The sequence below is a fragment of the Sulfolobus sp. E5-1-F genome (assembly GCF_009601705.1).
In the GTDB taxonomy this organism is placed as follows: domain Archaea; phylum Thermoproteota; class Thermoprotei_A; order Sulfolobales; family Sulfolobaceae; genus Saccharolobus.
On sequence record NZ_CP045687.1, the window covers coordinates 1,700,567 to 1,726,171 of the forward strand.

At 34.5% G+C, this 25,605-nt stretch carries 33 protein-coding genes; 17 read left to right on the plus strand and 16 right to left on the minus strand.

What is annotated here, in order from left to right:
* The 7 genes from GFS03_RS08680 to GFS03_RS08710 are packed head-to-tail and all read left to right on the plus strand — an operon-like array spanning position 1 to position 3,931.
* Complete coding sequence (locus GFS03_RS08680; RefSeq protein ID WP_153423511.1) at positions 1–300, plus strand: hypothetical protein; 300 nt, start codon at positions 1–3, stop codon at positions 298–300.
* Entirely contained in the window at positions 293–598 is a 306-nt protein-coding gene (locus tag GFS03_RS08685; protein WP_153423513.1) for a hypothetical protein, read from the plus strand. Before GFS03_RS08680 ends, GFS03_RS08685 begins: the two co-directional genes overlap by 8 nt.
* Positions 595–1,203, plus strand: coding sequence for a MarC family protein (locus tag GFS03_RS08690; RefSeq protein ID WP_153423514.1), 609 nt, complete (start codon positions 595–597; stop codon positions 1,201–1,203). The genes GFS03_RS08685 and GFS03_RS08690 overlap by 4 nt, the downstream gene beginning before the upstream one ends.
* Positions 1,204–1,245: 42 nt before the next feature.
* Positions 1,246–1,731, plus strand: coding sequence for an Lrp/AsnC family transcriptional regulator (locus GFS03_RS08695; RefSeq protein WP_181443745.1), 486 nt, complete (start codon positions 1,246–1,248; stop codon positions 1,729–1,731).
* Positions 1,731–2,081, plus strand: coding sequence for an RPA12/RPB9/RPC11 RNA polymerase family protein (locus GFS03_RS08700; RefSeq protein ID WP_153423518.1), 351 nt, complete (start codon positions 1,731–1,733; stop codon positions 2,079–2,081). Before GFS03_RS08695 ends, GFS03_RS08700 begins: the two co-directional genes overlap by 1 nt.
* 48 nt (positions 2,082–2,129) lie before the next feature.
* On the plus strand, positions 2,130–2,369 hold the full coding sequence (locus tag GFS03_RS08705) for a hypothetical protein (protein WP_153423520.1): 240 nt from the start codon (positions 2,130–2,132) through the stop codon (positions 2,367–2,369).
* A gap of 41 nt (positions 2,370–2,410) precedes the next feature.
* Entirely contained in the window at positions 2,411–3,931 is a 1,521-nt protein-coding gene (locus GFS03_RS08710; protein WP_181443746.1) for a B12-binding domain-containing radical SAM protein, read from the plus strand.
* Here the strand turns inward: GFS03_RS08710 and serS are convergent, their stop codons facing one another.
* Genes serS through hisC form a run of 11 tightly spaced genes read right to left on the minus strand, consistent with a single transcriptional unit; the run spans position 3,932 to position 12,180 of the window.
* Positions 3,932–5,305, minus strand: coding sequence for a serine--tRNA ligase (gene serS / locus GFS03_RS08715; RefSeq protein WP_153423522.1), 1,374 nt, complete (start codon positions 5,303–5,305; stop codon positions 3,932–3,934).
* Between the two features lie 25 nt (positions 5,306–5,330).
* Positions 5,331–5,729 carry a metal-sulfur cluster assembly factor gene (locus tag GFS03_RS08720; RefSeq protein WP_153423524.1) on the minus strand — a complete coding sequence of 133 codons (399 nt, stop codon included), beginning with the start codon at positions 5,727–5,729 and terminating at the stop codon, positions 5,331–5,333.
* Between the two features lie 26 nt (positions 5,730–5,755).
* Positions 5,756–6,118, minus strand: a complete 363-nt coding sequence (hisI, locus tag GFS03_RS08725) for a phosphoribosyl-AMP cyclohydrolase (RefSeq protein ID WP_153423526.1) — start codon at positions 6,116–6,118, stop codon at positions 5,756–5,758.
* A 2-nt stretch (positions 6,119–6,120) separates the two neighbouring features.
* Positions 6,121–6,720, minus strand: coding sequence for an imidazole glycerol phosphate synthase subunit HisH (gene hisH, locus GFS03_RS08730; RefSeq protein ID WP_153423527.1), 600 nt, complete (start codon positions 6,718–6,720; stop codon positions 6,121–6,123).
* Entirely contained in the window at positions 6,717–7,001 is a 285-nt protein-coding gene (gene hisE, locus GFS03_RS08735) for a phosphoribosyl-ATP diphosphatase (protein WP_153423529.1), read from the minus strand. Before hisE ends, hisH begins: the two co-directional genes overlap by 4 nt.
* On the minus strand, positions 6,994–8,190 hold the full coding sequence (gene hisD, locus GFS03_RS08740) for a histidinol dehydrogenase (protein WP_153423531.1): 1,197 nt from the start codon (positions 8,188–8,190) through the stop codon (positions 6,994–6,996). The genes hisE and hisD overlap by 8 nt, the downstream gene beginning before the upstream one ends.
* Complete coding sequence (gene hisF / locus GFS03_RS08745) at positions 8,187–8,942, minus strand: imidazole glycerol phosphate synthase subunit HisF (protein ID WP_153423533.1); 756 nt, start codon at positions 8,940–8,942, stop codon at positions 8,187–8,189. Before hisF ends, hisD begins: the two co-directional genes overlap by 4 nt.
* Positions 8,939–9,520 carry an imidazoleglycerol-phosphate dehydratase gene (gene hisBd / locus GFS03_RS08750; RefSeq protein ID WP_153423535.1) on the minus strand — a complete coding sequence of 194 codons (582 nt, stop codon included), beginning with the start codon at positions 9,518–9,520 and terminating at the stop codon, positions 8,939–8,941. The genes hisF and hisBd overlap by 4 nt, the downstream gene beginning before the upstream one ends.
* Entirely contained in the window at positions 9,513–10,211 is a 699-nt protein-coding gene (gene hisA, locus GFS03_RS08755) for a 1-(5-phosphoribosyl)-5-((5-phosphoribosylamino)methylideneamino)imidazole-4-carboxamide isomerase (protein ID WP_153423536.1), read from the minus strand. The genes hisBd and hisA overlap by 8 nt, the downstream gene beginning before the upstream one ends.
* Positions 10,212–11,072, minus strand: coding sequence for an ATP phosphoribosyltransferase (gene hisG / locus GFS03_RS08760; RefSeq protein WP_153423538.1), 861 nt, complete (start codon positions 11,070–11,072; stop codon positions 10,212–10,214). It lies immediately after the preceding gene.
* Positions 11,050–12,180, minus strand: coding sequence for a histidinol-phosphate transaminase (hisC, locus tag GFS03_RS08765; RefSeq protein ID WP_153423540.1), 1,131 nt, complete (start codon positions 12,178–12,180; stop codon positions 11,050–11,052). The genes hisG and hisC overlap by 23 nt, the downstream gene beginning before the upstream one ends.
* Before the next feature lies 1 nt (position 12,181).
* Between hisC and GFS03_RS08770 the strand changes: the two genes are divergently transcribed.
* On the plus strand, positions 12,182–12,781 hold the full coding sequence (locus GFS03_RS08770) for a hypothetical protein (RefSeq protein ID WP_153423542.1): 600 nt from the start codon (positions 12,182–12,184) through the stop codon (positions 12,779–12,781).
* Here the strand turns inward: GFS03_RS08770 and leuS are convergent.
* Complete coding sequence (gene leuS / locus GFS03_RS08775; RefSeq protein ID WP_153423544.1) at positions 12,765–15,599, minus strand: leucine--tRNA ligase; 2,835 nt, start codon at positions 15,597–15,599, stop codon at positions 12,765–12,767. The genes GFS03_RS08770 and leuS overlap by 17 nt on opposite strands.
* An 83-nt stretch (positions 15,600–15,682) precedes the next feature.
* Here leuS and GFS03_RS08780 point away from each other — a divergent pair, with 83 nt between their 5' ends.
* The gene (locus GFS03_RS08780; protein WP_153423546.1) at positions 15,683–16,207 is read left to right on the plus strand and encodes a cob(I)yrinic acid a,c-diamide adenosyltransferase; all 525 of its coding nucleotides are present in this window, start codon (positions 15,683–15,685) and stop codon (positions 16,205–16,207) included.
* Here the strand turns inward: GFS03_RS08780 and GFS03_RS08785 are convergent.
* Together GFS03_RS08785 and GFS03_RS08790 are read right to left on the minus strand one after the other, a co-directional pair.
* A complete protein-coding gene (locus tag GFS03_RS08785) occupies positions 16,183–17,154 on the minus strand; it encodes a TIGR00269 family protein (protein WP_153423548.1) in 972 nt (323 codons plus the stop codon). The two genes, GFS03_RS08780 and GFS03_RS08785, sit on opposite strands and share 25 nt — an antisense overlap.
* Positions 17,144–17,431, minus strand: a complete 288-nt coding sequence (locus tag GFS03_RS08790; RefSeq protein ID WP_153423550.1) for a DUF211 domain-containing protein — start codon at positions 17,429–17,431, stop codon at positions 17,144–17,146. The genes GFS03_RS08785 and GFS03_RS08790 overlap by 11 nt, the downstream gene beginning before the upstream one ends.
* Before the next feature lie 114 nt (positions 17,432–17,545).
* Here GFS03_RS08790 and speD point away from each other — a divergent pair, with 114 nt between their 5' ends.
* Together speD and GFS03_RS08800 are read left to right on the plus strand one after the other, a co-directional pair.
* Complete coding sequence (speD, locus tag GFS03_RS08795) at positions 17,546–17,917, plus strand: adenosylmethionine decarboxylase (RefSeq protein ID WP_181443747.1); 372 nt, start codon at positions 17,546–17,548, stop codon at positions 17,915–17,917.
* On the plus strand, positions 17,917–18,834 hold the full coding sequence (locus GFS03_RS08800) for an NAD(P)/FAD-dependent oxidoreductase (protein ID WP_153423552.1): 918 nt from the start codon (positions 17,917–17,919) through the stop codon (positions 18,832–18,834). The genes speD and GFS03_RS08800 overlap by 1 nt, the downstream gene beginning before the upstream one ends.
* Here the strand turns inward: GFS03_RS08800 and GFS03_RS08805 are convergent.
* Positions 18,805–19,035 (minus strand): PolB1-binding protein PBP2 family protein, encoded by a 231-nt coding sequence (locus GFS03_RS08805; protein WP_153423554.1) that lies wholly within the window; start codon positions 19,033–19,035, stop codon positions 18,805–18,807. The genes GFS03_RS08800 and GFS03_RS08805 overlap by 30 nt on opposite strands.
* A gap of 11 nt (positions 19,036–19,046) precedes the next feature.
* On the opposite strand from GFS03_RS08805, the gene GFS03_RS08810 reads away from it, so the two are divergent.
* The gene (locus GFS03_RS08810) at positions 19,047–19,904 is read left to right on the plus strand and encodes a UbiA family prenyltransferase (RefSeq protein ID WP_181443748.1); all 858 of its coding nucleotides are present in this window, start codon (positions 19,047–19,049) and stop codon (positions 19,902–19,904) included.
* A 113-nt stretch (positions 19,905–20,017) separates the two neighbouring features.
* On the opposite strand, the gene GFS03_RS08815 is transcribed toward GFS03_RS08810, so the two are convergent.
* Positions 20,018–20,995 carry a hypothetical protein gene (locus tag GFS03_RS08815; RefSeq protein ID WP_153423558.1) on the minus strand — a complete coding sequence of 326 codons (978 nt, stop codon included), beginning with the start codon at positions 20,993–20,995 and terminating at the stop codon, positions 20,018–20,020.
* 34 nt (positions 20,996–21,029) lie between these two features.
* Here GFS03_RS08815 and GFS03_RS08820 point away from each other — a divergent pair, with 34 nt between their 5' ends.
* The 5 genes from GFS03_RS08820 to ilvC all read left to right on the plus strand — a co-directional run bounded on the left by GFS03_RS08820 (position 21,030) and on the right by ilvC (position 25,584).
* Positions 21,030–21,833, plus strand: coding sequence for a GTPase (locus tag GFS03_RS08820; RefSeq protein WP_153423560.1), 804 nt, complete (start codon positions 21,030–21,032; stop codon positions 21,831–21,833).
* Positions 21,811–22,311, plus strand: a complete 501-nt coding sequence (locus GFS03_RS08825; protein WP_153423562.1) for a magnesium-dependent phosphatase-1 — start codon at positions 21,811–21,813, stop codon at positions 22,309–22,311. Before GFS03_RS08820 ends, GFS03_RS08825 begins: the two co-directional genes overlap by 23 nt.
* 205 nt (positions 22,312–22,516) lie before the next feature.
* Complete coding sequence (locus GFS03_RS08830) at positions 22,517–24,235, plus strand: acetolactate synthase large subunit (protein ID WP_153423564.1); 1,719 nt, start codon at positions 22,517–22,519, stop codon at positions 24,233–24,235.
* On the plus strand, positions 24,213–24,605 hold the full coding sequence (locus tag GFS03_RS08835) for a hypothetical protein (protein ID WP_153423566.1): 393 nt from the start codon (positions 24,213–24,215) through the stop codon (positions 24,603–24,605). The genes GFS03_RS08830 and GFS03_RS08835 overlap by 23 nt, the downstream gene beginning before the upstream one ends.
* The gene (ilvC, locus tag GFS03_RS08840) at positions 24,577–25,584 is read left to right on the plus strand and encodes a ketol-acid reductoisomerase (protein ID WP_153423568.1); all 1,008 of its coding nucleotides are present in this window, start codon (positions 24,577–24,579) and stop codon (positions 25,582–25,584) included. Before GFS03_RS08835 ends, ilvC begins: the two co-directional genes overlap by 29 nt.
* The last annotated feature ends 21 nt before the right edge of the window (positions 25,585–25,605 follow it).

The window sequence follows — 25,605 nt, forward strand, 5'->3', positions numbered from 1 at the left end:
ATGGTTAGGCCGGTAATGAAAGGACGAGATTTAGAAACGTTAGTATTCCTAGGGAGATTAAAAGAGGTTAAAGTAGAGTATTGTGATGAGGAAAAGAAAATGGCTAAAGTAGTAGGAATTACTGATACCAAAGAGGAAGTGGAAACGGAGTGTATACCACTAAGAGCTGCAGGTAAGATCTCTACAGTGCTTAAGCATTATATTAGGTTAGGTGTAGGAAATTATATTATAACGGAGACTGATATGAGCAATATAGCGAATGTTGATACACAAGTAGAGGAGGAAGGAAAGGATGAGTAAATTTAGGATTGATAAAATACCTAAAAATGAACAAGATATTGAGGAAATACAAAGGGAAATAGAAGGATCTCATCATCACGAGCATGAACATAGTATTGAGGAATTACTTGGCGAGATATATTTAAATGTTCAAAGTCTCCAGAGCAAGGTAGAGGAATTAAATAGGTCCAATGATAACTGTAAAAAAGAAATTTCAAAAATATATCTTGTTCTCGGTAAGCTACTAATAGCGTTAACCACAAAGGATAACGATGAGAAGATTAAAAATCTTAAAGAAGTTCTTAATTTACTAGAATGAGTGAAGTAGTTTCAATCCCAGAAATAGCCTTTAAACTATATGCAATTATGGATCCACTATCAATTCTTCCTTATCTTATCGCGTTATATGAAGAATTCAATCGTAATTCACAAAATAAGATAAGCTGGAGATTTTTGGTAAACAAATTATCCATAGCAGTTACTGTATTGCTTTTATTTTTCTCCATACTTGGTGGACCTCTTTTAGCTTTCTTAGGAATAAGTGTTTCTGCGTTAGAGATAGGAGGAGGTATAATATTGGTTTATTTAGGCGTGGATACTCTTGGAGGGTTCCAGCAATTGAAGTTTTTATCAAGCAGGATAGAGGAAGCCATAATCACGCCTATTGCTACGCCCCTTATCGTAGGTCCGGGGACAATGACTGGATTAATCACCTTATCGGTAAGTAATAATTTAATAATTTTAATCCTAGGTAGTTTACTGGCTTCATTTCTAGTTTATCTATCTTTACTATTGGGTCCTATCATAATTAGAATATTAGGTAATACAGGAACAGTAGCAGTAGGTAGATTTATGGCAATTATAATAGCAGCATTTGGTGTTCAGCTTATAATAGATGGCATATCACAAATAAAGTTGATATGAAGAATTCTGTTTAAGATGAAAATTTTTTAACACAATCCCTATATGTTTATTAGCATGTCAGATAGTAAAAAACGTACAGTAGATTTAGACGCAATAGATAGGAGATTATTAATAGAACTCACTAGGGATGCAAGAACAAGTTTAAGAAGACTTGCGGAAGAGATGAATGTATCTCCAGCTACGCTTCATAACAGAATGACTAGAATGGTTCAAGAAGGAATGATAAAGAGCTTTATAGCTTTGCTAGACTATTCTAAATTGGGTTTTGCTCTTACTAGTATAATTATGGCGAAAGTTGACGGAAAACATCTTGTCGAATTCGAAAAAGAGATAGCAAACGCTGATAACGTTATAGCCGTTTACGATGTAGTAGGGGAATATGATGTTGTAATAATAGCTAAATTTAGAAGTGTTGAGGAGTTAGATAGTTTCTTAAAACAGTTGCTTAAAAATCCTAAGATTGAAAGAACGTACACAAGTATAGTTTTAAATGTTGTTAAAGAAGATCCAAGAATCCGAATATTTTAATGCAAAAGTTTTTATACTATTCCATCACTTTATTTTCACTTATGAAGTTCTGTCCTAAGTGCGGAGGATTAATGATCCCATCAAAGAAAGATGGGAAAGAGATCCTAAAGTGCAGTAAGTGTGGTTATGAGATGACGTTAAGTGAAAAAGAGAAGAAAGAATATAGTGTAAAGGAGAGTAAAGACAGAAGTAGTAAGGTATTAACAACGTCAATAGTCAGTGATAAAGAGGGAAGAAACCTAAGTGAAGAACTAGAGCATGAGAGGGAAGAGTATTATAAGGAAATAGGATTAGAGTTGCTAAGAGAGGAATTCGAGGGAAATGAAGAAGAAGAAAGTAGAGAGGATTAGAGTAATAGTAGGAAATCTTTTATAATTATATGTAGTAGTTTTTAGGGTATGAAGGTAACTGGAGTAACGGCTAAGTATAAGGCTAAGATTGGTGCTAATGAAATTCTTGTAGAAGAAGCAAAAAATGAGAAAGGAGAATTAATATACATTTTTACGTCAGTAAAAGGGGTTAGCTTACCTAATGGAGAAAAATGGACACCAAAAACTGATGATGCAAAATACTTAGATAGAAACAATATAACAGAAGATTTAAAGAAGAATTTTAGAAAAGTAGTACAACTTTTATAAAAAGGGTTTTTATATACGATTAGAAGAGAGAAAGTAAGTAGGTGAATTTTTTGGAGCAGAAATTTGATTTCATATTAACAACAGATAGATGTCTAATGACTAACCATCATGGAAAGGAATTTTTAGGATTTTTAGGTACTGGTCCTGCTGTAGGAGTACCTGAATCTGTATGGAAATGGTTAGCTTGCCCTAAAATGAAAGTTGATGATTTAGGAAGACCAGAACAAGCTCCATATGGGATGAGAAAAGTTGAGGCTAAATTAATAGATGAAGGATTTAAGGCAGCAATAATAGATCCAGATTATCTAGATAGACATTTAAAATACGCTAAAGCCTTAATGTTTTCACATCATGATTACTTTGCTTTCGGTCCACCATCTTCAACATGGTGGGGTATAACTAAAAAGGAACCAATAAATTACAAGAGCTTTCAAGCTCTAATAAGCAAACCGGAAATCCAAGAGGCTAAGAAGAAAGGAATGAAGATATTAGTAGGCGGTCCTTCAACATGGCAATGGTTATGGAGAGAAGATATGATAGAGAAAGTTGGTGTAGACACGTTAGTAGATGGTGAAGGAGAAAAGGTTGTTGTTAAATTAGCACAAATGATATTAGATAATGAACCCTTACCAAAATACGTTTACGTTAGTGGTGATGATGTACCAGACATAGATGATATTTCAGAGATCAAAGGGGCGAGCGTTAATGGTATGATAGAGATAATGAGAGGATGTGCTAGATCTTGCAGATTCTGCTCAGTTACTATAAGACCTACTAGATATTATCCATTAGAAAAGATCGAAAAGGAATTACAAACAAATGTTAGAGCAGGAGTTAGACATGGCGTTGTACATAGCGATGACGTTTTATTTTATGGCGCAGTAGGAATATATCCTAGACCAGAACCATTAATAAAGCTCCATACACTAGTTAAGAAATATTATAAGACAATAGCATGGAGTCATGCAAGTTTAGCTGCAATAAGATATTCTGAAGAGAAGTATGGTTTGATTAGCAAACTAAGTGAGATAATATTTGATGATGAGCAAAGGTATCTAGGCGTTGAGGTAGGAATAGAAACTGGTTCAGTTAGATTAGCCAAAGAGATAATGCCAGCAAAATCTGCACCATATAAGCCGGAAGAATATCCAGAAATCGTAGAAGAGGCATTTAAGATAATGCACGAGAACAAGATAATTCCAGCGGGAACAATGATAGTAGGTTTACCGGAAGAAACTGAAGATGATGTGTACAAAACAATTGAATTAGTAGATAATTTAAGACCATATAGAAGTATATTAGTTCCTATGTTCTTCGTACCAATGGGCTTTTTCAAGAATAGAGATTGGTTCACTAGAGTAAAGTTAAGTGAGGCGCATATAGAGCTATATAGGAAAGTATTCTGGCATGATGTATATTGGGCTGAGGACATCATAAATTCCTTCTACATGAAAGGACCAGTATATATGCCGATAAGATTCGCATTAAAGCTATTCCTAAGATTCGCAAAGAAGAAAATGAGAGAAGTAGAAAAATGGCTAGAGAGCCAACTTAAGGCATAATTAAATTATCTTATTTTTTAGAGGATATATGTAATCTTTAGGAGCTTTCGGAAATACTTCAAGATATTTTCTTAATACCTTAGGTATCTCTACTACTCCATCTTCTCTTTGATAATTCTCTAAAATTGCTGTTATGGTTCTTGTACTAGCTATTGCAGTACTATTTAATGTATGTACGTAACCCTTCTTATTATTCTTCCTATCTACATATCTTATCTTCATTCTGAAAGCTTGCCAATCAGTACAATTACTACAACTTACCATTTCCCTAAATTTGGCTTGAGCTGGCATCCATACTTCTAAATCAAATTTCTTTGCAGCGCACGCACCTAAATCGCCTGATGCTATGTTTACAATTCTATATGGCAATTCAAGTTGTTGAAATATATTTTCGGCATTTGATATTAGTTCAGCATGATACTTCCAACTATCTTCCGGAGTCGAAAATATGAATTGTTCAACCTTGTGAAACTGATGAACTCTAAAAATTCCCTTTAAATCCTTGTTTGCAGCACCAGCTTCTTTTCTAAAAGCGGGGCTAATTCCAACAAATTTTAAGGGCAATTTATCTTTCTCAATTTCCTCTTTAAAGAACATTGCAGCTATTGAATGTTCTGCAGTTGCAATTAGATATAAATCCTCGTTTTCTATCTTATATATAGCATCCTTAAATGTATCTAGGTCGATCACTGATTGTATAACTTCTCCCCTTAACATATAAGGAGGGAGAACTAAAGTATACCCTTGTTGAGTAATATAATCTATTGCGAAAAGTAGGAGAGCAAAGTCCAGCCAAACTATGTCATTAAATAAATAGTAAAATCTAGAACCTGCAATCTCAGCGGCTTTGAGCGTATTTCCTAAATGTAATACATCCTCTAGCATCTCTGCATGTCCTTTAGGTTTCCACTTAATTACTTCATAGTTTACATTAGCCTCTTTGGTCTGCTTTAGAAATTCTTCGACATCTCCCTCATACACTTTGAACTTTCCCCAAAACTTAATAGGAACATTGTAACTATCATCTGGACCATTTGGGACATCATCAGCTACAAGGTTTGGTAGAGACGATAATAATCTATCCCTTTCATTCTCTATTTCCTCCAATTCCTTTTCCTTAGCCTCCAAAATTTTCAATAAATTTTTACTTTCCTCAATTTTCTTCTTTCTTTCTTCTCCAGAGAGCTTAGAAATCTGCGAACTTAAAACATTGTGCTGATGCCTTAGTTTTTCAACCTCTTGTAATACTTGTCTCCACTTTTTATCCAATTCTACCGCTTTGTCTACTAAAGAAACATCTATAGCTCGTCTTTTCAAATTGTTTTTTAGCTCCTCCGGATTTTTTCGCAAAAACTCTAGGATACTCCAAGACATTGAATAACATAATTATTAAGCAATTTTATGACTTCTGTTCATCAGCGGGTAGACCATAAGTCTGTACCCACATCTCAACTATATCGTAACCATATAATTGTTTAAATTTCTCTCTTCCCTCTGCTGTCATTTTCAATGGAGTCCATTGTGTGTCTAAATCTATATCAACTTCCACACTCTTAGCTGGTACACTTTCTTTTATCACTTGCTCTACAGTGTATACTAAGTCATCAATAACTGGACATCCAGGCGCTGTTAATCCTAATCTAAGATAAACATCTCCTTCGTCATTTATTTTCAAGTCATAAATAAGTCCTAAATTTACTATATCAACTGGAATTTCCGGATCATAAACATCTTTTAATGCTTCCATTATTTTTTTCTTCCATTCTTCCTTGTCTACTTTTTGTTGTTGTGAACTCATATTCTTTAACTCTGTTAAAGTAAATTTTAACTCTTACTATTAACGAGTTCATCATAGCTTCTGTAAAAGCAAGTATAGTTACCAGTATGACAAATAGGTCCTAATGATGTTACTTTAAAAAGTACAGCATCTGCATCGCAATCTACTTTAAATTCTTCAATAATTTGGAAATTTCCACTAGTTTCCCCCTTTAGCCATAATTTCTTCCTGCTTAAAGACCAAAAATGGAGATAGCCAGTAGTTAATGTTTTGAATAACGCTTCCCTATTCATATTTCCTACCATTAGTATTTCCTTACTCTTATAATCCTGGATTACTGCAATTACTGTATTTTCCTCGTGTCTAAAATTCAATAAGGAGGTGATCTTCTGTGCTTCCTCTTCATTCAATTTTAACGTTTAATCCACCCCTTAAGATTCTCTAGAAATATCTTACCAGTACTTGAACTCTTCTCTGGGTGAAATTGAGTACCTACAACATTTTTATCGCACACTAGTGCAGGATATTCTATCCCATATTGACTTTTCATATAAACGTAATCTTTACTAGTAGGATATGCTACATAACTATGCACGTAGTAGACATATTTCTTATCTAATCCATGGGTTAATTCACAAGAGTCTTTTACTTCAAATACTAAATCCCAACCTATATGAGGAAGCTTCACATTAGCATTTATCTTATCCACTATACCTTTAAACCATCCTAGTCCATTACTCTCTTTTCCCTCAGTTCCCTTTTCAAACATTATCTGCATGCCTAGACAAACTCCTAAAAAACTAGTTCCACTCTTTCTTAGGTCATTAAAAAGGTCCTTATATTGTAGGATAAACTCGGCTACAGCGGAAAATGCACCAACACCAGGGAATACGATTAGATCGTAATCCTTTCTCGGTTTATTATCTATGGTTACTTCAAATCCTACTCTCTTTAGAGCAGATGAGATACTGTATAGATTTCCTACTCCATAATTGATTACTAATGCTTTCATTTTCTCCTCCTCTCTAACTCTCTATAAATATCCTCTGGTGTTACGCCTTCTAATGCCATTAACACTAATAAATGATAAATCAAATCTGCAACCTCACTTATAAATCTCTCTTTATTCTCTGCCAGAGATGCTACTATTGTTTCTACAGATTCCTCACCAACTTTCCTCGCTACATATGCCTTTCCCTTATTTACAATTTCAACAGTATAACTACCATTTGGCCTCTTTTCTATTCTATCGAGTATAATTTTATATAATTCGTCTATTATTTCATTACTCATACCGTGCACCTATACTTTTACCATGAATTACGAATCCTTCATAGTTTGCTAAAGAAATAGATGCCTCAAGTAGCTGTTTATTTATATCACGAATGCTAGCGTACATTGTTGGTTTTATAAAATCGTAAACAGTAATTCCTCCCCTAACTCTAGCCCAACCATTGGTAGGTAAAATGTGATTTGGACCTGCTACATAATCTATTATTGCTGGAGGTGTGTTTCCTAAGCTTATTGCACCCGCATTTACTACTTTATCCATTAAGGCATATGCGTCTTTAACATATAAGGATAGATGTTCTGGGGCTATTTTGTTTACAATTTCTATAGCCTCATCTAGATTTTTAGTTTTTATTATATAATAAACTTTTTTATCATCCTTTATTTTCTCTTCAACCTTCCTTAAAAGTTCTTCATCACTAGATAAAAGTACTATATATGTATCGGGACCATGCTCAGCCTGTGCCTTCATATCTAATGCTATGTAATCGGGTTTCGCGGTCTCATCTGCTATTATAACTAATTCAGTTGGACCCTCAATACCATCAATCCCAACAACGTTACTCACAAGGAATTTTGCAGCTTGAACATAAACATTACCAGGCCCCACGATTTTATAAACTTTCTTTACGCTCTCAGTACCATAAGCTAAAGCAGCTATTGCTTGTGCACCACCTACTTTATAAACCTCATTTACTCCTAGCTTAATTGCAACATAAGCTAAAGCTGGATTTACTGTTCCTTCTTGAGTAGGAGGAGAGGCTACGTAAATTTCCTTCACCTTAGCTACTTTTGCCGGTATTCCGGCCATTAGTAAGGTTGATGGATAAGAGTATTTACCTGAAGGAACATATATTCCAATCCTTTCTATACTTTTCCAAACTACTCCAAATGATATTCCTCGATAACCCCCTCCAATATTAGGAGGAACAAGCATTTCATGAAATGCTTTTAATTGATCATAAGCCATATCTATAGCTTGCTTAACTTTAGAGTCTAACTTAGAAGCTTGTGTTTTTAATTCCTCTTCACTTGCCTTGATGTTATCTATCTTTACCTTATCCAATTTCTCAGTTAGTTCATACAATGCTTTGTCTCCCCTTGCTCTAACAGATTCAATAATATCTTTAACTACTGGAATTACTCTGCTAAAATCGTTAGGTCTCTCATTTGGTAAACTATAGGAGATCATATTCTCACCTCAATGCCTTTCTGGCTTAAATACAACTTCAAGTCTTTTATTTTAATTATTCTATCATGAAATATACCAGCAGCTAACGCCGCATCGGCGTTTGCGAGGGAAAAAACCTCATAAAAATGTTCCATTTTGCCAGCTCCTCCACTGGCTATCACAGGTATATTAACAGAGTCGACTATTTTCTTAGTTAACTCTAAGTCATAGCCAAGTCTGGTACCGTCTCTGTCAATGCTAGTTAGAAGTATTTCACCCGCACCAAGTTCTTCCACTTTTTTAGCCCACTTTATAGCATTAAGCCCGGTATTGTAAGTTCCAGATTTTGTGAAAACTACCCAATCTCCATTTACCTTTTTGGCATCTATGGCTACTACTACGGCTTGTGAACCAAACTCGTCTGCAGATTTTTTCACTATTTGACTATTTTCAACTGCTGCAGTATTTATACTAACCTTATCTGCTCCAGAACTTAACGCCATTGACACGTCATCAAGTGTTCTAATACCGCCACCGACTGTTAGAGGAATGGACAATACACTTGCAGTATCCTTAATGACATTATATAATGCTCTTCTAGCTTCTATCGTTGCAGTTATATCTAAGAAGACTATTTCGTCAGCGCCTTCTTCCTCATATAGACTAGCTAGGGTAACTGGATCTCCCTTCAATTGAAGATTAATGAAATTCACTCCTTTAACTACATTACCATCCTTTACATCTAAGCAAGCTATTATTCTCTTCGTCGTCATATGATCCCCTTAGTGCTTCTTATTTCATTATCTACTATTCTCGTTGCCTCATATAGTGCTAATCCTAATGCCTTAAAACTAGCCTCTATAATATGATGCGTATTATACCCACTCAATTGAGAAACATGTAAAGTAACTCCACTATTGTAAGCAAAGGATTGAAAGAAATGTGGAACATTTTCCGTAGCTAACCCACCAATTTCACTTCTCTTCAAATCAAGGTTTACAAAAGCCATTCCTCTATTCGAAATATCTAGTGAAACTAAAACCAATGCATCATCCATTGGTATAATTTGATGAGAGAATCTTTTAATACCTCTCTTATCACCTAATGCTTCCTTAATCGCTAATCCAAGTGTTATTGCGACATCTTCCACAATATGATGATCATCATAAGGTAGCTTATCAGTAGCAGATACTATTGCAGTGGAGTTCATGTAAGTTAGTAATGTTATAAGCATGTGGTTAAAGAATGGAACTGGGGTAGATACCTTAATTTCGCCTCTTCTATCTATATCTAAGAATACCTCTATTTTGGTCTCCTTTGTTTCTCTAGTAATATTTGCACTTCTAGCCAATGTTAATCCCCCTTATTTTGTTTAGGTAAAAAGCCATTCCAACTATTATATAGTCAAACCCCACGTTTTTTAAGTACACAATATCTTCATAGCTTGAAACACCCCCAGCATATTCCTTTACTCCTCGTATCAGTTTTACATAATCCTTTACGTTGTGATCAATTCCTTTCGTTGTACCCTCATTAGTGATATAGGTTAGTATGATTCCTAGTAATTCAAATTCATTTACTTTCTTAATTCCATCTGTAATTTCTATTGATTTCTCTCTCCATCCTCTTATAAGAACTCTCTTCGTATCATCATAATCTATGGATACCATTACTCTATTACTTCCAATTTCTCTTACAATATCCATGAATAGGCTAAAATTAGTAAATACTATTGTAGAGAAAATTAACGCATTAACATCTAGTGAAGCTAGTCTTTTAGCCTTTTCAGTATCTCTTATACCCCCACCTACCTGGATCCAATCAAATCCTATTTTACAAATCTCCTTAATGTACATTTCATTATTGCCAACTCCTTCTGCAGCATCTAAATCAACTACGTGTATTCTTGTATATCCTTCATTGTAGATTCTGCTTGCCAATTCTACTGGGTTACCTAAAACTAGACCAGTTCCCTTAACCCCTCTAATTCTTTTTACTGCTTTTCCAAGACTTATATCAATACTTGGAATTATACTATCCACTTACTTCACCACTTTCTCTATGTCAATAACAACGATATCCCTAGCTCCAGCGGCTTTTACTTTGGCTATAACTTCTGGTAATATGTCCTCATCTGCTACTGTAATTACTTCCCACATGTCTGATCTGCTTAGCCTAGTTATTGCTGGGGCTAACATTGCAGGTAAGGAATCTATTACCTTATCTAGCCTATTATCAGGGACATTCATGAATATCATTTTCTTACCTTTAGCTGCGATTGCTCCCTTCATCATTGTTAGAAGCAAATTAATCTTGTCAGCCTCATCGTTTTTTATCCAGTTTTTATTTCCTATAACTACTGCATAGGAGTCCATTATAACGTCCACTGCTTTTAACCCATGCAGTTTTAGAGTAGTACCAGTACTCATGACATCAATTATTGCATCGGCAGCACCCAATGATGGCATTACCTCAGCAGCTCCACTTATTTTTACTATTTTAGCGTTTAGTTCTTTTTTTCTTACGTATTCTTTTGCTATATTATAGTATTTAGTAGCTACTCTAAATTCCTTTCCTTTCAATTCTTCTACAGAATTTTCGCTCCAGGTTTGAGGGACTGCTAGAACTATTTTTGATCTTCCAAAGTCTAGTTTGATTAACTCCTCAACATCTGCATTACTTTCTATAACATAATCATGACCAGTAATTCCTAATTCTGTCGCACCAGTTTCCACAATATTAGGTATGTCCTCAGTTCTGATCATGACTAATTGGACTCCCTCCCAACTTGTGGGTACTATCAACGCTCTATCATCACTAGCCAATGGCTTTATGCCTACTAATTGTAAAAATTGTAATGTAGGTTGTTGAAGTCTTCCCTTATTTGGAATTGCTATTTTCAAGTTCCTCACCAAGTTTATCTATAACCATTCTACACTGTTCTTCAGTACCTACTGTTATTCTATAAAAGTTATCATATAACTTCCTTATTGCAATACCGTGTCTCATAAGCATTTCTTGCAAGTTCCTATTATCTTTTATCAAAAGGAAATTTGTTATCGATTTATAAACTTTCAGATTTAGATTCTTGAGTCCTTGATATAGTATTTCCCTATTCCTGCTGATTGTGTTTATCACATCCTTTATATATGACGAATTTTCTAATGCCGTAATTCCCGCAATAAGTGAAGGTAAAGGTATATCAAAAGGTGTTGATGACTTCATGAGGCTCTTTACTATTTCCTCATTGGCGATCATATAGCCTAATCTATAGGAAGCTAATGAAAATGCTTTACTCAAAGTCCTAACTACTAAAACGTTAGGATAATCGTAAATATAAGGAGAAGCTGTATACCCTCCAAATTCGTAGTAGGCCTCGTCAATCACAACAAAACCCTTTGTATTCTCCGCTAATTGACCTATTAGTTCCCTTTTTCCATTAAGCATTGGAGAACCGGTGGGATTATTAGGATCATCAATTATTACTAACTCGGCTTTTTCTGCTTGAACTAGCAGATCATCAATGTTTTCTTTCCACCATTCGCTATCTTCTTTAAGATTTACTTTAATTACCTTTGTTCCTCTTACCGATGAGTAGACAGAATACATGCTGTAAGACGGATAATTTGTTACTATTGTATCGCCGGGCTCTACAAGATTGTAAAATATTGCCCTAATTGACCCATCTGCGCCAACAGAAGGATAAATATTCTCTGGTTCCACCTTTGAATATTCGGCTGCTAATTCTCTGTATCTGTTTAAGAGCTCTGGGTGTTGATATCTATTTCCCTTACTTAGGTACATCTTTACTGCGTCCACAATAAATTGTGGAGGTTCAAATGGCGATTCATTAAGATGTAATCTTATACCCTCTTTAATGTCTGTAAAATCGTATTCACTTGCATCTAATAGCCAAGATTTTATCTTATTTCTAACTAACTTGGTTGGTGCAATACAAAACCCTAGATAAGCAAAGTAAAATAAATAAATAAGCTTTAATGAAACTCTTATCGTGAATTTGCTAGACTATCTAGTGTCACTGAGAACGAGAAAGGTACTTTTGCACTCATATCATATAAATGTAAAAATCGCTCTAATTTACAATATTGCACAAAGATTAATCAAAGATAGAATTAGTATATGTATTATTAATTACGATAAATTCTTAAAATTATCTGGGATAGAATTAGAACAGCAATGCAACGAAAGCTCATATGTAATCGTCTTTGAGGCTGAGGATCCCTCTAACTTACCAATGAGATATAATCTGGTAACAAGTTTTGTAAAAATAAATAAGTATTTTGATGAAATTTTAAGGATAGATAAGATTTCAACAAATCTATATAAGACTCAAGATAATACTGGAAATATATTTATCTTTAGTATAATTAATGGAGAAGTCATCGATAGGAAATTAAGACCTATACACGAGGCTATTATTAACTTTTTAAAAGAATATGGAGGAGAAGTTGAGATTAGAGACTTAGTTAATATACTTTCGAAAAAATATGAAACAAACAGAGATAACGTTAGAGTTGAATTATCATTTCTAAAAGAACTGGGTATAATAGAAGTTAAAGATCGAAAAGTTATCCTTACTCAATTATTATAGCAGGTCTTAGGGGCATGGCTTCTTTATTATACGTCTTTTTGACTTCCTCATTATAAGGCTCTACTCGAATTTCAACATTTAGCTTTCTTCCAATATATTTTGATAACTCACTAAGTACCTCTACCTCATTAATACTATAGTTTGTAATTAATTTCTTCATTTTATCGTCAATTTCTAAGGATTCATTGAATATCTTTTGTAAAATTCTAGCATCTTCTTTACTTTTAGGTTTATGAGTATCCATAAACTTTTTCATTTGCCCATTTGCCTCTATTGCATCTCTAAGTAATTCTATATACCTAGAGTCATTTAGAGCGTAAATTTTAATGAGCTTTGGAGTTCCCTTAAAGACATTTAAGATAGACCTTATATCTTCAATAATTCTTTTCATATACTCATGTTTCAATAGCGTTAGTTCGTCTATCTTCGAACCTTCAACTTCTGGCCATTTTTCATTTACTATAAATGTGGTCTGGTTTAAGATTTCGTGCCATATTTCCTCAGCTAAGTGGGGAGCAAAAGGTGTAATGAGCTTAAGCCATATTGTTAAGACATCCCGTAAGACTTTATTGTTTGCCTTCCTTCCTTCAGCGTTTACCATACTGAAATATTCGTCCAAATCTGAAGAAAAGACAAATAGTAATTCATTAACTGCATCTCTCAGCTCTAACGTTTCCATATGCTTTGTTGTATTAGCCGCAATCTCATAGATTCTTGATAATAACCATTTCTCTGGGAATCCTAAGATATTTTCACTATAATTATCTAAGCTCTTGAAGAGTTCGTACATTTTTCTTAAGGTTTCTCCTACGGTTTTAACTAAAGATTCGGAGAAATTCACATCTGATCCCATATCAGCTGTAGATGACACAGCAATACGCATCACGTCAACTCCATACATTTTTAGACCTTTTCTTAACGGTATAATATTTCTAAGAGATTTACTCATTTTCTTTCCTTCATATAACACTAAACCATTTACAGCAATCGCTTTTGGCCATAAGTTCTCTTGAAATATTGCGGCGTGATTAAAGATAAAGAAAGTTAAATGGTTAGGAATTAAGTCCTTTCCACTATGCCTAATATCTAAAGGATACCAATACAAGAATTCTTCTCTCAATTCCTTTATGATATTGGAGGGTATTCCAGTGTTTTTACTTACCTCTTCTAAATTACCTATGCCTAACATTACGTAGTCCCAAAACTCTTGAGTTAACTTCGAGGGTGATATTTTATATTGTTTTATTTTGTGAGATATAGTGTAATATGCCATATAGATTGTTGAATCACTTAAACTTTCTATTATCCATTTTTTATCCCATGGTAGTGGGGTACCTAACCCTCTAGTTCTTGCACAAGCTCTTTTCTCTAACCATTCAATAGTGAATTCAAAATCCTTTCTGGTTTCCTCAGGGACTATCTGCATTTTAGTTAGGCATTTTCTCGCAAGTTCCTTCCATTCTTTGTTTGAATAATCTAGGAACCATTGGTCTTTAAGTATCTTAACTACAATTTCTGTGCCACACCTACAATACACTGGTTTATTCATAATTTCGAATATTTTTCTACCTAAACCTTTAGAAATTAAGAAGTTAGTTATTAGCTCCCTTCCCTCGGGAACTGGAACCCCACTCAAATTCTTTAATTCATTTCTATATTCTTCCTTAATCAAGTTTTCAAGATCAGCTCTCAACGCACCCTTATTATACTCTGTCCTATACACATATTCTGTCAATTTCTTTAGATCTTCGTCATTCTTTGGATTGTTCTTCTCAACAACATCTTTAGCTAGTGTATTTCCTAAACCTTCTACTGTAATTACTGGTATTATCTCAATATTATTGTTTTTAAGTATCTTCTTAGAATAGTAGTAATCAAAAGGAGCATGAGCTGGAACACTCATGACAACGCCCGTACCTAAACTAGCATCAACGAAATCTGCTCCCAATACGCCTATATACTTACCGGTTATTGGGTTTTCTACTTTAATGCCAACTAGTTTTGACCCTTTAATCTTATCCTCTATTTCTATATTATCTATTTGAAAAGATAATTTAGTGGCAGATTTCTCGCTCAATATCATTTTTTTGCCAAGTATGTTAGCAATTACATACATCTCATTAGGATTTATCCATAATCCTGTAGCACCAAATACCGTTTCTGGTCTTAGCGTAGCAGCGGGAAATATACCCTTTTCTGAATTGAAATATATTAATACAAATTCTCCTATTTCTGGTTCCACATCTCCTTTAGTGTCGTGCATACCAACTGGTATATGATGAACTGGACACCATCCTACGGGATGAGTATCTTTTACTATATATCCCTTGCTCTGTAATTTATGAAATTGCCATGTCACAAATGATGAAAATTCAGGATCAATTGTTGTAAATTCCCTTCTCCAGTCTATTCCTAACCCTATTTCTCTCATTGAAGTCTTTATATCCTCTTTAAAATAGTTCGCCATGAATAGTGGATCAGACATCCTAGGGATTACGTCTGGTGATATTTCGTAAATTTCCTTAAAAGTTTCTATGAGCTCCTTATCACCTTTTGCAATTGCGTCAGCCATAGCCATTATGGGCGTTCCGGTATAGTGAAACGCCATGGGAAATAATACATTATATCCTCTCATTCGTTTATATCTAGCTAAAATATCTCCAGTGACGTAAGTTCTTCCATGTCCTATATGCCAAGGGCTATTAGGATAAGGAAATGCAACTGTAGTGAAAAATTTAGGTTTATTAGGATCTGGGTTAGATTCGTAAACTTTTGCTTCCTCCCATTTAATCTGCCACTTATGAGCAATGTTATTCAAAAAGTCAATAAAGTCCCTATACTGTGAGCTTATTTTACTTCACCAAAAATGATATAGCTAGGTCTTTTTTAAATATTAACTAGATGTTCACCAGAACTGGAGACGATGGAAATACCAATGTAATATCTAAGAGAGTAGGAAAAGATTCTCCGCTAGTAAACTTATTGGGAGATATAGATGAGCTTAATTCCTTCATAGGATTAGCCTTAACAAAGATTGAATGGGAAGATATGCAAAACGATCTTATGCGTGTTCAAACTGAGTTATTTATATTAGGAGAGGAAATTATTCAGGATAAGGGTAGAATAAATGAGGAGGCAGTAAAGTGGTTAGAGAGTAGAACAGTTGAGTATAGAAAAGAAAGTGGTCCTGTAAGGTTATTTGTAATACCAGGCGGTTCCGAGGAGGCTTCATATTTACACGTAGCAAGAAGTGTTGCTAGAAGAGTTGAAAGAGATGCAGTAGCTTATTCTAAGGAACTGAATTTCAATAAATGGATAATTGTTTATCTGAATAGATTATCTTCTTTATTATTCTCAATGGCTATAGTAGCAAATAAGAGGAAAAACGTAAAGGAGAGAATTTACGATATAGGTAAGTATTTCTGATATTCTTGAGGCATTAACCCAGATCTAATTAGTAATTCACAATTCTTACATATCATTCTCCCTGGTGTAGTGGGCTCTCCACAAATTACACAATTAGGTAATTCGTTAGTGAGTCTATACTCTCTTTTGAGTTTGTCTGAAATCTCATCAAACTGTTCTAGAATTCTCAGCAATGTCCCAGGTTTTCTTTCCTCTAGTTTGTACAATAGTTCTCTGACCTTAGCCCTTAGAGTTGGTTTTTCAGAAATATATGGGCATTCGGTTTCTTGAAACTCAAAGCCTTTAAGATGAGCATAGATCGTTGTCTCCCATTCGTAAATTTTCCTTAATGGTTTAACTCTCATTACAAACTTACTACTTACCATTAATGGCTTATCTCCTAACCTTATTAGTCTCAACAAGTCACCTCTTATCAAATTTATGACTATAGTTTGCACTTCATCGTCTAAATTATGACCAGTTGCCACGTAATCTGCGTTTACTTTAATTCCGGCTTCATTAATTAACTTCCTTCTAAATCCTCCACAAAAGGTACAAGCGGATACATTAAGGTTCTTCTTTAATGAAGCTTGTAGCATCTCGTCTAGAGAAAAACCAACTTCTTCTTTAAACCCGCTTTTTATTAATTCAATTCCTAGATCCTTTAGATATTCCTCAAGCCTCTTCACGTATTCACTTCTATTATATCCTTTTATGCCCTCATTTATATTGAATGCTATTAGTTTAGATGGGTTTATAAATTGAGACAAGGTATCTGCTAATACTAAGCTATCCTTTCCTCCTGAGACCGCTAAAAGTATTTTATTGGAATTCACTATCCCTTGCTTTCGAGCCTCTATTTCGACTCTTTTCCTAACGTCTTCTATAAAGCATTCTTTACATAATTTTCTTCCAGTATGTGGTTGTAGAATTACCGCTTCTCGTGTTTTACAATTATCACAAATCATTCTTTATCTTTCCCTCAATTATTCTATTTCCACTTACTACTTCGTCAATACTATGGATTGCACATCCTTCTTCTTCTAGCATTTTTCTTATATCATCAAAATTGAGACTAGTACCTTCAATTATTATCATTAATCCCATTGTTTCAACGTCCATATCAGTGACACTTATATTTACACCTTCTACGCCATCTAATTTTGAGATTCTCTCTGCTAACTCAACTATCGATGTTCCCCTAATGGGCTTCAGAACGTCTAAGACAAGTCTTCTAATTGCCACTGCTCATCATATACATTAGTATTTATCAATTAGCATTAAAAACTTACTTTTAACCGTGATCATGAGGAAATAAATTTATAAATGATAGAGTAGAGGGGTTTAAGTGGGGGGTTGATGATGGGGGTAGAGCTAGCTTTTCCTAAAGTAGTAGGAAAGCAAGTATATGGAAGCTTATATGAGTGTGACGAAGATGTTTTAAAAGATACTAAAAGACTAGAGCAAATAGTAAAAGAGGCTGCTGATGTGGGCAATATGAACATTCTTGATATAAAGTCATGGAAAATTGGAGAAGGAGTAAGTGTAGTAGCGATTATTCTTGAAAGTCATATAACTATACACACGTGGCCGGAGTATAGATTCGCAACGGTTGATGTGTATTCTTGTGGTCAACATACTAGTCCCTTGAAAGCATTTAATTACATAGTGGAAAAATTGGGGGCTAAGAAATATACTATAAATGAGGCTGATAGATCATCAGAGTTCTAATAGTAGGCGGGGGATTAGCTGGACTATTATTAGCATACAATATTCGTGATTCTGATCCAATAGTTTTTGATAGAAGGCGTTTTCCGGGTAAGAAGTGCACTGGTGTAATAAGCCGTAAAACGTTTTTAGACCTTGGCGTTAGTAGGCAATTCATAGATAGAGAATTTAAAGTTATTGAAATAAAGTATGATAATAAATATAAACTTTATGTAAATACAGATGTTATCAGGCTGAATAGGGAAAAGTTAGAAATATGGCTTGATGAGGAAGTAAAGACAAGAAGACCAAGGGACGTAATAATTAATGGTAATACTGTAATATCTGGGAATGAAAAATATGAGGGAATAGTAGTAGATGCAGGTGGTTGGAAAGGTAATGCTAAGTGGATTAAGGCAATAGAGTATTTAGTGGAACCGATAAACGAGGAGAACATTGTTGTTTATATCCATTCTAAAAACGTTGGAGGATTTAGCTGGATAGTTCCACTACCCTATGGTACTCTAGTAGGAGCGATCTCATATAGTGATCCGAGGTTGTTCCTGCCTAAAATTAATAAAAGGATTTTAGATATCCATGGAGGAGCAATTCCACGTGTCTCACCTATTTCTAACATAAAAACGTTAAAGTTTGGTGATTCTACTGGGCTTATAAAAACGTTTACTGGTGGAGGCATATTTGGTATCGCAAGCTTGTTGCATCCCCTAGTAAATGGAATCCGTAGTGGGAAATTCAATGAGTATTATTCAAAGTATAAGATTTTAGCTAAAGAGATAAGAAGGCAGTATTACATTACTAGATTTCTGGAATTCACTTGGAAGACTCTTCCAGTTTTATTTAAGTTATATAACGATAAAACGCTAAATGTTTCCGAAGAATTTGATTTGCATTCACTTCTTATTCGTAGGTTTCCTCACTAGATTATAACATCCTTCTCCTTTTTCTATTATTCCCATTTCTATTAGCTTAGATATTACAGCTTGAGGATTGGAAATCCCTCTAGCTTTAAGATCCATCGTAGCTGCTATCTCACCCACAGAAATATAATTTTTAAAATATTCTATTGCAATCTCAATTTCCTTCTGATTTACAGACATAAGATATATTAGTTTAGTATTCATTTAACGTTATCGTGAGTTTAAAATCTTATATGCAACTTGTTAGGATCCATAATGTTATAGGGGCAGCGTTAGGAGCGATTATGGGCTTTTTAGTTTCCTCTCAATGGTATCTTGAACTTAAAGAGATTTTGATATCTGCACTTGTTGTTGGCCTTATTGCAGCTGGAGGATATGTTATAAATGATGTATATGATGTAGAAATAGACAAAATAAATAAACCATATAGACCTATCCCATCTGGTCAAATATCAGTCAATAAAGCTAAAACATTATCAATAGCCCTATTTGTAATAGGTATAGCTCTTTCTATTCTACTAAATATTTACGCGACAGTAATAGCAATATTAACCACTATTGGCCTGGTGTATTATGCTAAAGATCTGAAGAAAACCGGTTTTTATGGTAATTTATTAGTAGCGACAACTACTGCTCTTTCAATATTCTATGGTGGAGTAGCTTTTTTCTCTGATAATTGGCTTTTAAGAATAATAATTCCCACATTTTATTCATTCTTTCTCACATTAATAAGAGAGATAGTCAAAGGTATTGAAGACTATAATGGGGATTTACTTAATAATGTGAAGACATTAGCCACAACCTTGGGGATAAATAAATCATGGAGAATAGCTAAAATTCTACTTATACTCCTATTGGTAATTTCACCTTTACCATTCTTTATAGGTTTCAATTTAATTTATATTGTAATTTTAATAGCTTGCTTTATTCCTTTTACTATTCTTTCCGTAATTCAAAAAGAGACAATAGAAGGAGCTTCTAAAGCTAGAACATATTTAAAAATCTCAGCAATTGCAGGAATAATCGCGTTTTTATTAGGGAGTTTGCCGTTGTTATCAATTTTTAGACCGTAAAGTTTGCATTAACTTATTATGTTATATAGGTCTACCCGTGACTTTGGCGAAGACCAAGGGTTAAGGATTGATATGAAATATCGTAAAATCCTATGAAACCTAAACCCTATTCTTTAAAGAGTAATCTGCTTATCTATTATCTTTCTATAACCTCCTTTTATCCCAACTACTCTTATGTTGATTATTTGAGCTTTCTTATTTTGTGGTATGGATACTGGTAATTTTAGATCTATAGCAGACTCAACTCCTATATTGGTAAATGTTTTAAAATGAGCCGGAACACCATTTATCATAACATTTACTATTAGTTTATCTAAGCTTATTTCGCTCTCGTTTTTTAGATATAAGTAAATTATATTATTATTTACCTTACTATCGACGCTAAAATTTATGTTAGGAGCTTTTTCAAGTAAGTTGTATGAAGCTAAAATAACTCCATAATCTTTTTCATTATTTGATTGGAGCGTTGTTGTTACTACGTCGTTGTTTTCAATTTCTATCTCATCACTATCAGAGCTAGGTAACACTGTATATATCGTTTTACCGTCTGTGTCACTTATTTTTACAATTCCTTCCCTGCTCTCATTTCTTATCACAAAATATGACTTTTTCATTAATTGAAAAGAAATCGAATCGTTTCGATTTAATATTAGCGAACCTGCACTTAATTTATACTTAGTACTAAAACCTTCAATTTTGTAGAACGAAATTAGACTTAAATTTAGTAATTCAAGTGTTTGAATAGAGGGATGGTAAACTGCTATTTGATGTTTCCCCTCTTTAGTGATAGGAGTTATATCATAGACTATAGTTGAGATAACTTGAATATCGTTTACCTCAGTTTCAAGATTTGGCTTAAACTCTTTAGTTAAAGAAAAGTTATCAAACCAAAGTCTCCATCTAGGCAGATATGTTTTTTCTCGTTTAGCTTGAATTATAAGATAAAATTTAATAGGTTTATACGTTAGGTCTATAGAGAAACTCGCTTCTTTATTTATATGACTTAGCTTAGTTGATTTTGTAAAGGACTGATAGTCTATTGATCCTTCAAAGTCCCCTTCGTCAAATATCGCTAACTCTCCTTTAGGCATGCATAAAAATAGCAAGTACAAGAAAATAAAATGAATGCTGGGAAAAGTCATTCAGTTGATCAAGAGATCTGATCTTATAGTTGAAGTGTTAGATGCCAGAGAGCCTTCTTTAACGAGGTCGAAGAAAATAGAGTCTATTTCAATAAAAAACGGAAAAAGAATATTATTGGTATTGAATAAAGGAGATCTAGTACCCTTATGGGTTCTTAAAGCTTGGAAGAATTACTTTAAGAAAGAAGAGAATATTGAAACTGTATACGTGTCCGCAACTTCTCATCTAGGTACTAAACTTTTACGTGATACAATGAAGTTATTGTTAAGAGGAGATAAAGGAGTTGTAACGTTTGTGGGGTATCCAAAGTCTGGCAAGTCTTCAATAATTAATGCACTTAAAGGTAAACATTCAGCTCAAACATCAGCACATCCATTAGAATATGGTTATACTAAATCTATACAATTGTTTAAAATTGATAAAAAAATTTATGCATGGGATACACCAGGCGTCATACCCCCGGATGGTGACGAATTAGAGAAAATAATAAGGGGAACCAACGTAGATTTATTAGAGGACCCTGTAAAACCCGCTTTAATGCTGATAAATAGAATTATCGAATTTTCGAAAGAAAGCTTAATTCGCGTGTATAAGGTGGATTTTTCTAATCCTTTTGAGCTATTAGAAAAAATAGCCATAAAGAGAGGATGGTTCTATAAGAGTACTAAAGAGCCAAATATCGATATGGTTGCTAAGGCGATAATAAGGGACTATCACGAAGGTAAAATTGCTTATTATACTCTTCCCCCTAGTCTATATAGAGATGATAAGAGCAATAGTGTTTGATGCAGATAAAACCTTATGGGATCATCATAATATATCAGAATTTGAAGAGCCTTTAAAATTAGTAAACGCAGATACTTTAGAGGATTCTAAAGGTAGAGTTCTCCATTTATTTCCAGACGTCAGAGAGACTCTTAAGGAATTAAAAAATAGAGGTTACATATTAGGTCTAGCTACGTGGAACTTTGAAGATAAGGCAAATAAAGTATTAGCTGCACTAGATTTGCTTCAATATTTCGATATAATTGTAGCAAAACCTTATCCCTATAAATTTCTAATGTTAAGTCAGATAATTATTGAGATTAATGCTAAAACTAATCTAAAAATAAAACCTAACGAAATCCTTTTCTTAGATGATAGAAGAGGGCATTTTGGAAATATCTGGTTGTATCTAGGGGATGTAAAGTGTTTAGAAATGTGGAAAGATATTGTTAGGTATAGTGAAATATTTAGCATATTAAGATACGTTAAAAATGGATAGTTTTTATTATTCACTTTATCATTCCTAAATAAAAATAATGAAAAAGTTTAAAAACATACATACATACAAACATAGACGTGAAAAAGATGATAGGTGAGTTCTCCCTCCAAATTTAATATATGCTTCAAAATTTTCAAGGGATTTCTTGATAAAAGAAGTAACAATCAAGTTAGATATAAAGAATTACATCCAAAGGTGATATAGATTGCCAACTGGTGCACGAATTCTAGTAGATTCTCTAAAGAGAGAAGGAGTAAAGGTAATATTCGGAATACCTGGACTATCAAATATGCAGATATATGATGCTTTTGTAGAAGATTTGGCAAATGGCGAACTTAGACACGTCTTAATGAGACATGAACAAGCTGCAGCACATGCTGCAGATGGATACGCAAGAGCTTCTGGAGTCCCCGGAGTGTGTACTGCTACATCTGGTCCAGGTACGACTAACTTAACTACTGGACTTATTACTGCATACTGGGATAGTTCTCCTGTAATTGCAATAACTGGTAATGTGCCTAGAAGCGTTATGGGTAAGATGGCATTCCAAGAAGCTGATGCTATGGGAGTGTTTGAAAATGTGACTAAATACGTTATTGGAATTAAGAGAATAGACGAAATCCCTCAATGGGTTAAGAATGCATTTTACATTGCAACCACTGGAAGACCCGGTCCGGTAGTAATTGATATTCCTAGGGATATTTTCTATGAAAAAATGGAAGAGATAAAATGGCCAGAGAAACCGCTTGTTAAGGGTTATAGAGATTTCCCAACTAAGATAGATCGATTAGCACTGAAAAAAGCAGCTGAGATTCTAATCAATGCGGAGAGACCAATAATTTTGGTAGGCACCGGGGTAGTATGGGCTAATGCAACTCCTGAAGTCTTAGAGTTAGCGGAACTATTACATATACCAATAGTTTCTACTTTCCCTGGAAAAACTGCAATACCACATGATCATCCCCTATATTTCGGGCCAATGGGGTATTATGGAAGAGCAGAAGCATCAATGGCTGCCCTAGAATCTGATGCAATGCTGGTTGTAGGTGCAAGATTTAGTGATAGGACATTTACATCATATGATGAAATGGTAGAGACAAGAAAGAAATTCATAATGATCAATATTGATCCTACAGATGGAGAAAAGGCCATAAAGGTAGATGTTGGAATTTATGGTAATGCTAAGATAATATTAAGGGAGTTAATAAATGCAATAGTATCACTCGGTGAAAAAAGAGATAGGAGTGCGTGGTTGAAAAGGGTTAAAGAGTATAAAGAATACTATTCGCAATTTTACTATACTGAAGAGAATGGAAAATTAAAGCCTTGGAAGATAATGAAGACCATTAGACAAGCATTACCAAGGGATGCTATTGTAACTACGGGTGTAGGTCAACATCAAATGTGGGCTGAAGTGTTTTGGGAGGTACTGGAACCCAGAACTTTTCTAACTTCATCTGGGATGGGTACAATGGGTTTTGGTCTTCCAGCAGCAATGGGAGCTAAATTAGCTAGACCAGATAAAATTGTAGTAGATCTTGATGGCGATGGTTCATTCTTAATGACTGGAACTAATTTGGCCACAGCTGTTGATGAACATATTCCAGTGATATCAGTGATATTTGATAATAGAACGTTAGGGTTAGTAAGACAAGTTCAAGATCTATTCTTCGGAAGGAGAATAGTAGGTGTAGATTATGGTCCTTCACCAGACTTTGTTAAATTAGCTGAGGCATTTGGTGCTTTAGGCTTTAATGCAACCACATACGAGGAGATAGAAAAGTCAATTAAGAAGGCGATAAAGGAAGATATTCCCGCTGTGATTAGAGTACCAGTAGATAAGGAGGAGTTGGCCTTACCTACGTTACCACCAGGCGGAAGATTAAAACAGGTGATCTTACGTGACCCAAGAAAGAGTAGTTAGAGTGTTAGCTTATTATAGAGATCCGGGCTTAATAGAGAGGATAGCATCTAACTTCAGAAAGCTATTTATGGACATCGATTGGATATATGGCTGGAAAGTGAATGATGAAAATCTCTATGAGTTTTACATCGGAGTAAAGGATCACAATAATTTTAACACTGCAGTGCTTCTCCTAAGTAAGACAGTGGATATTAGTAAGGCAGAGATATTAGATAACGCACAATTAAAAAGAATTATAATAAGAGAGGGAAGGGTAATAGAAAGTCAATCGGAAGGTGTAAAAGAGGGGGACATGATAATTTATGTACCAGTTTTCAATAGAATAAAAGGATATAGTTGGGGTGAAGTCTATGTCAAAGATCTACACTGATAAAGATAGTAATTTAGACGTAATTAAGGGAAAGAGAATAGCGGTCTTAGGCTATGGGAGCCAAGGAAGGGCTTGGGCTCAGAACTTAAGGGATTCTGGATTAAATGTCGTAGTAGGGTTAGAAAGAGAAGGAAAATCGTGGGAATTGGCTAAGAGTGATGGAATAACTCCACTTCATACTAAGGATGCAGTTAAGGATGCTGACATAATAATCTTCTTGGTACCAGATATGGTTCAGAGAACACTGTGGTTAGAAAGTGTGCAACCTTATATGAAAAAAGGTGCAGATCTAGTATTTGCACATGGATTTAACATTCACTACAAATTAATCGAGCCACCTAAAGATTCAGACGTATATATGATAGCTCCTAAGGGTCCAGGTCCTACGGTTAGAGAGTACTATAAGGCTGGAGGTGGTGTTCCAGCTTTAGTTGCAGTACATCAAGATGTAAGTGGTACAGCTCTTCAAAAAGCATTAGCAATAGCTAAGGGTATAGGTGCTACCAGGGCTGGTGTAATTCAGACTACCTTTAAGGAAGAGACTGAGACTGACTTATTTGGAGAGCAAGTAATACTTGTCGGAGGAATAATGGAACTGATGAAGGCTGCATTCGAAACCTTAGTAGAGGAAGGATACCAACCAGAAGTAGCATACTTTGAAACTATAAATGAGCTTAAGATGTTAGTAGATTTAGTATATGAAAAGGGAATTACTGGTATGTTAAAAGCAGTATCGGATACTGCAAAGTATGGTGGTATGACAGTAGGAAAATTTGTAATAAACGAGGATGTAAGAAAAAGAATGAAAGAAGCTCTACAGAGAATAAAGAGTGGTAAATTTGCTGAAGAATGGGTAGAGGAGTATGGCAGAGGTATGCCAACAGTAATCAACGGTCTCTCACAAGTTCAGAACAGTTTAGAAGAAAAGACCGGTAATCAACTAAAAGATCTGATCCAAAAAGGAAAACCTAAAAGCTAAAATATTACAAACTTTTATTTA

Bases quoted from the DNA above. Each gene is read 5' to 3' on its own strand.
- GFS03_RS08680 (WP_153423511.1), top strand. From the start codon at position 1: ATGGTTAGGCCGGTAATGAAAGGACGAGATTTAGAAACGTTAGTATTC.
- GFS03_RS08685 (WP_153423513.1), top strand. From the start codon at position 293: ATGAGTAAATTTAGGATTGATAAAATACCTAAAAATGAACAAGATATT.
- GFS03_RS08690 (WP_153423514.1), top strand. From the start codon at position 595: ATGAGTGAAGTAGTTTCAATCCCAGAAATAGCCTTTAAACTATATGCA.
- GFS03_RS08695 (WP_181443745.1), top strand. From the start codon at position 1,246: ATGTTTATTAGCATGTCAGATAGTAAAAAACGTACAGTAGATTTAGAC.
- GFS03_RS08700 (WP_153423518.1), top strand. From the start codon at position 1,731: ATGCAAAAGTTTTTATACTATTCCATCACTTTATTTTCACTTATGAAG.
- GFS03_RS08705 (WP_153423520.1), top strand. From the start codon at position 2,130: ATGAAGGTAACTGGAGTAACGGCTAAGTATAAGGCTAAGATTGGTGCT.
- serS (WP_153423522.1), bottom strand. From the start codon at position 5,305: ATGTCTTGGAGTATCCTAGAGTTTTTGCGAAAAAATCCGGAGGAGCTA.
- GFS03_RS08720 (WP_153423524.1), bottom strand. From the start codon at position 5,729: ATGAGTTCACAACAACAAAAAGTAGACAAGGAAGAATGGAAGAAAAAA.
- hisH (WP_153423527.1), bottom strand. From the start codon at position 6,720: ATGAAAGCATTAGTAATCAATTATGGAGTAGGAAATCTATACAGTATC.
- hisE (WP_153423529.1), bottom strand. From the start codon at position 7,001: ATGAGTAATGAAATAATAGACGAATTATATAAAATTATACTCGATAGA.
- hisD (WP_153423531.1), bottom strand. From the start codon at position 8,190: ATGATCTCCTATAGTTTACCAAATGAGAGACCTAACGATTTTAGCAGA.
- hisF (WP_153423533.1), bottom strand. From the start codon at position 8,942: ATGACGACGAAGAGAATAATAGCTTGCTTAGATGTAAAGGATGGTAAT.
- GFS03_RS08780 (WP_153423546.1), top strand. From the start codon at position 15,683: ATGTTCACCAGAACTGGAGACGATGGAAATACCAATGTAATATCTAAG.
- GFS03_RS08785 (WP_153423548.1), bottom strand. From the start codon at position 17,154: ATGATTTGTGATAATTGTAAAACACGAGAAGCGGTAATTCTACAACCA.
- speD (WP_181443747.1), top strand. From the start codon at position 17,546: ATGATGGGGGTAGAGCTAGCTTTTCCTAAAGTAGTAGGAAAGCAAGTA.
- GFS03_RS08805 (WP_153423554.1), bottom strand. From the start codon at position 19,035: ATGAATACTAAACTAATATATCTTATGTCTGTAAATCAGAAGGAAATT.
- GFS03_RS08815 (WP_153423558.1), bottom strand. From the start codon at position 20,995: ATGCCTAAAGGAGAGTTAGCGATATTTGACGAAGGGGACTTTGAAGGA.
- GFS03_RS08820 (WP_153423560.1), top strand. From the start codon at position 21,030: ATGCTGGGAAAAGTCATTCAGTTGATCAAGAGATCTGATCTTATAGTT.
- GFS03_RS08825 (WP_153423562.1), top strand. From the start codon at position 21,811: ATGATAAGAGCAATAGTGTTTGATGCAGATAAAACCTTATGGGATCAT.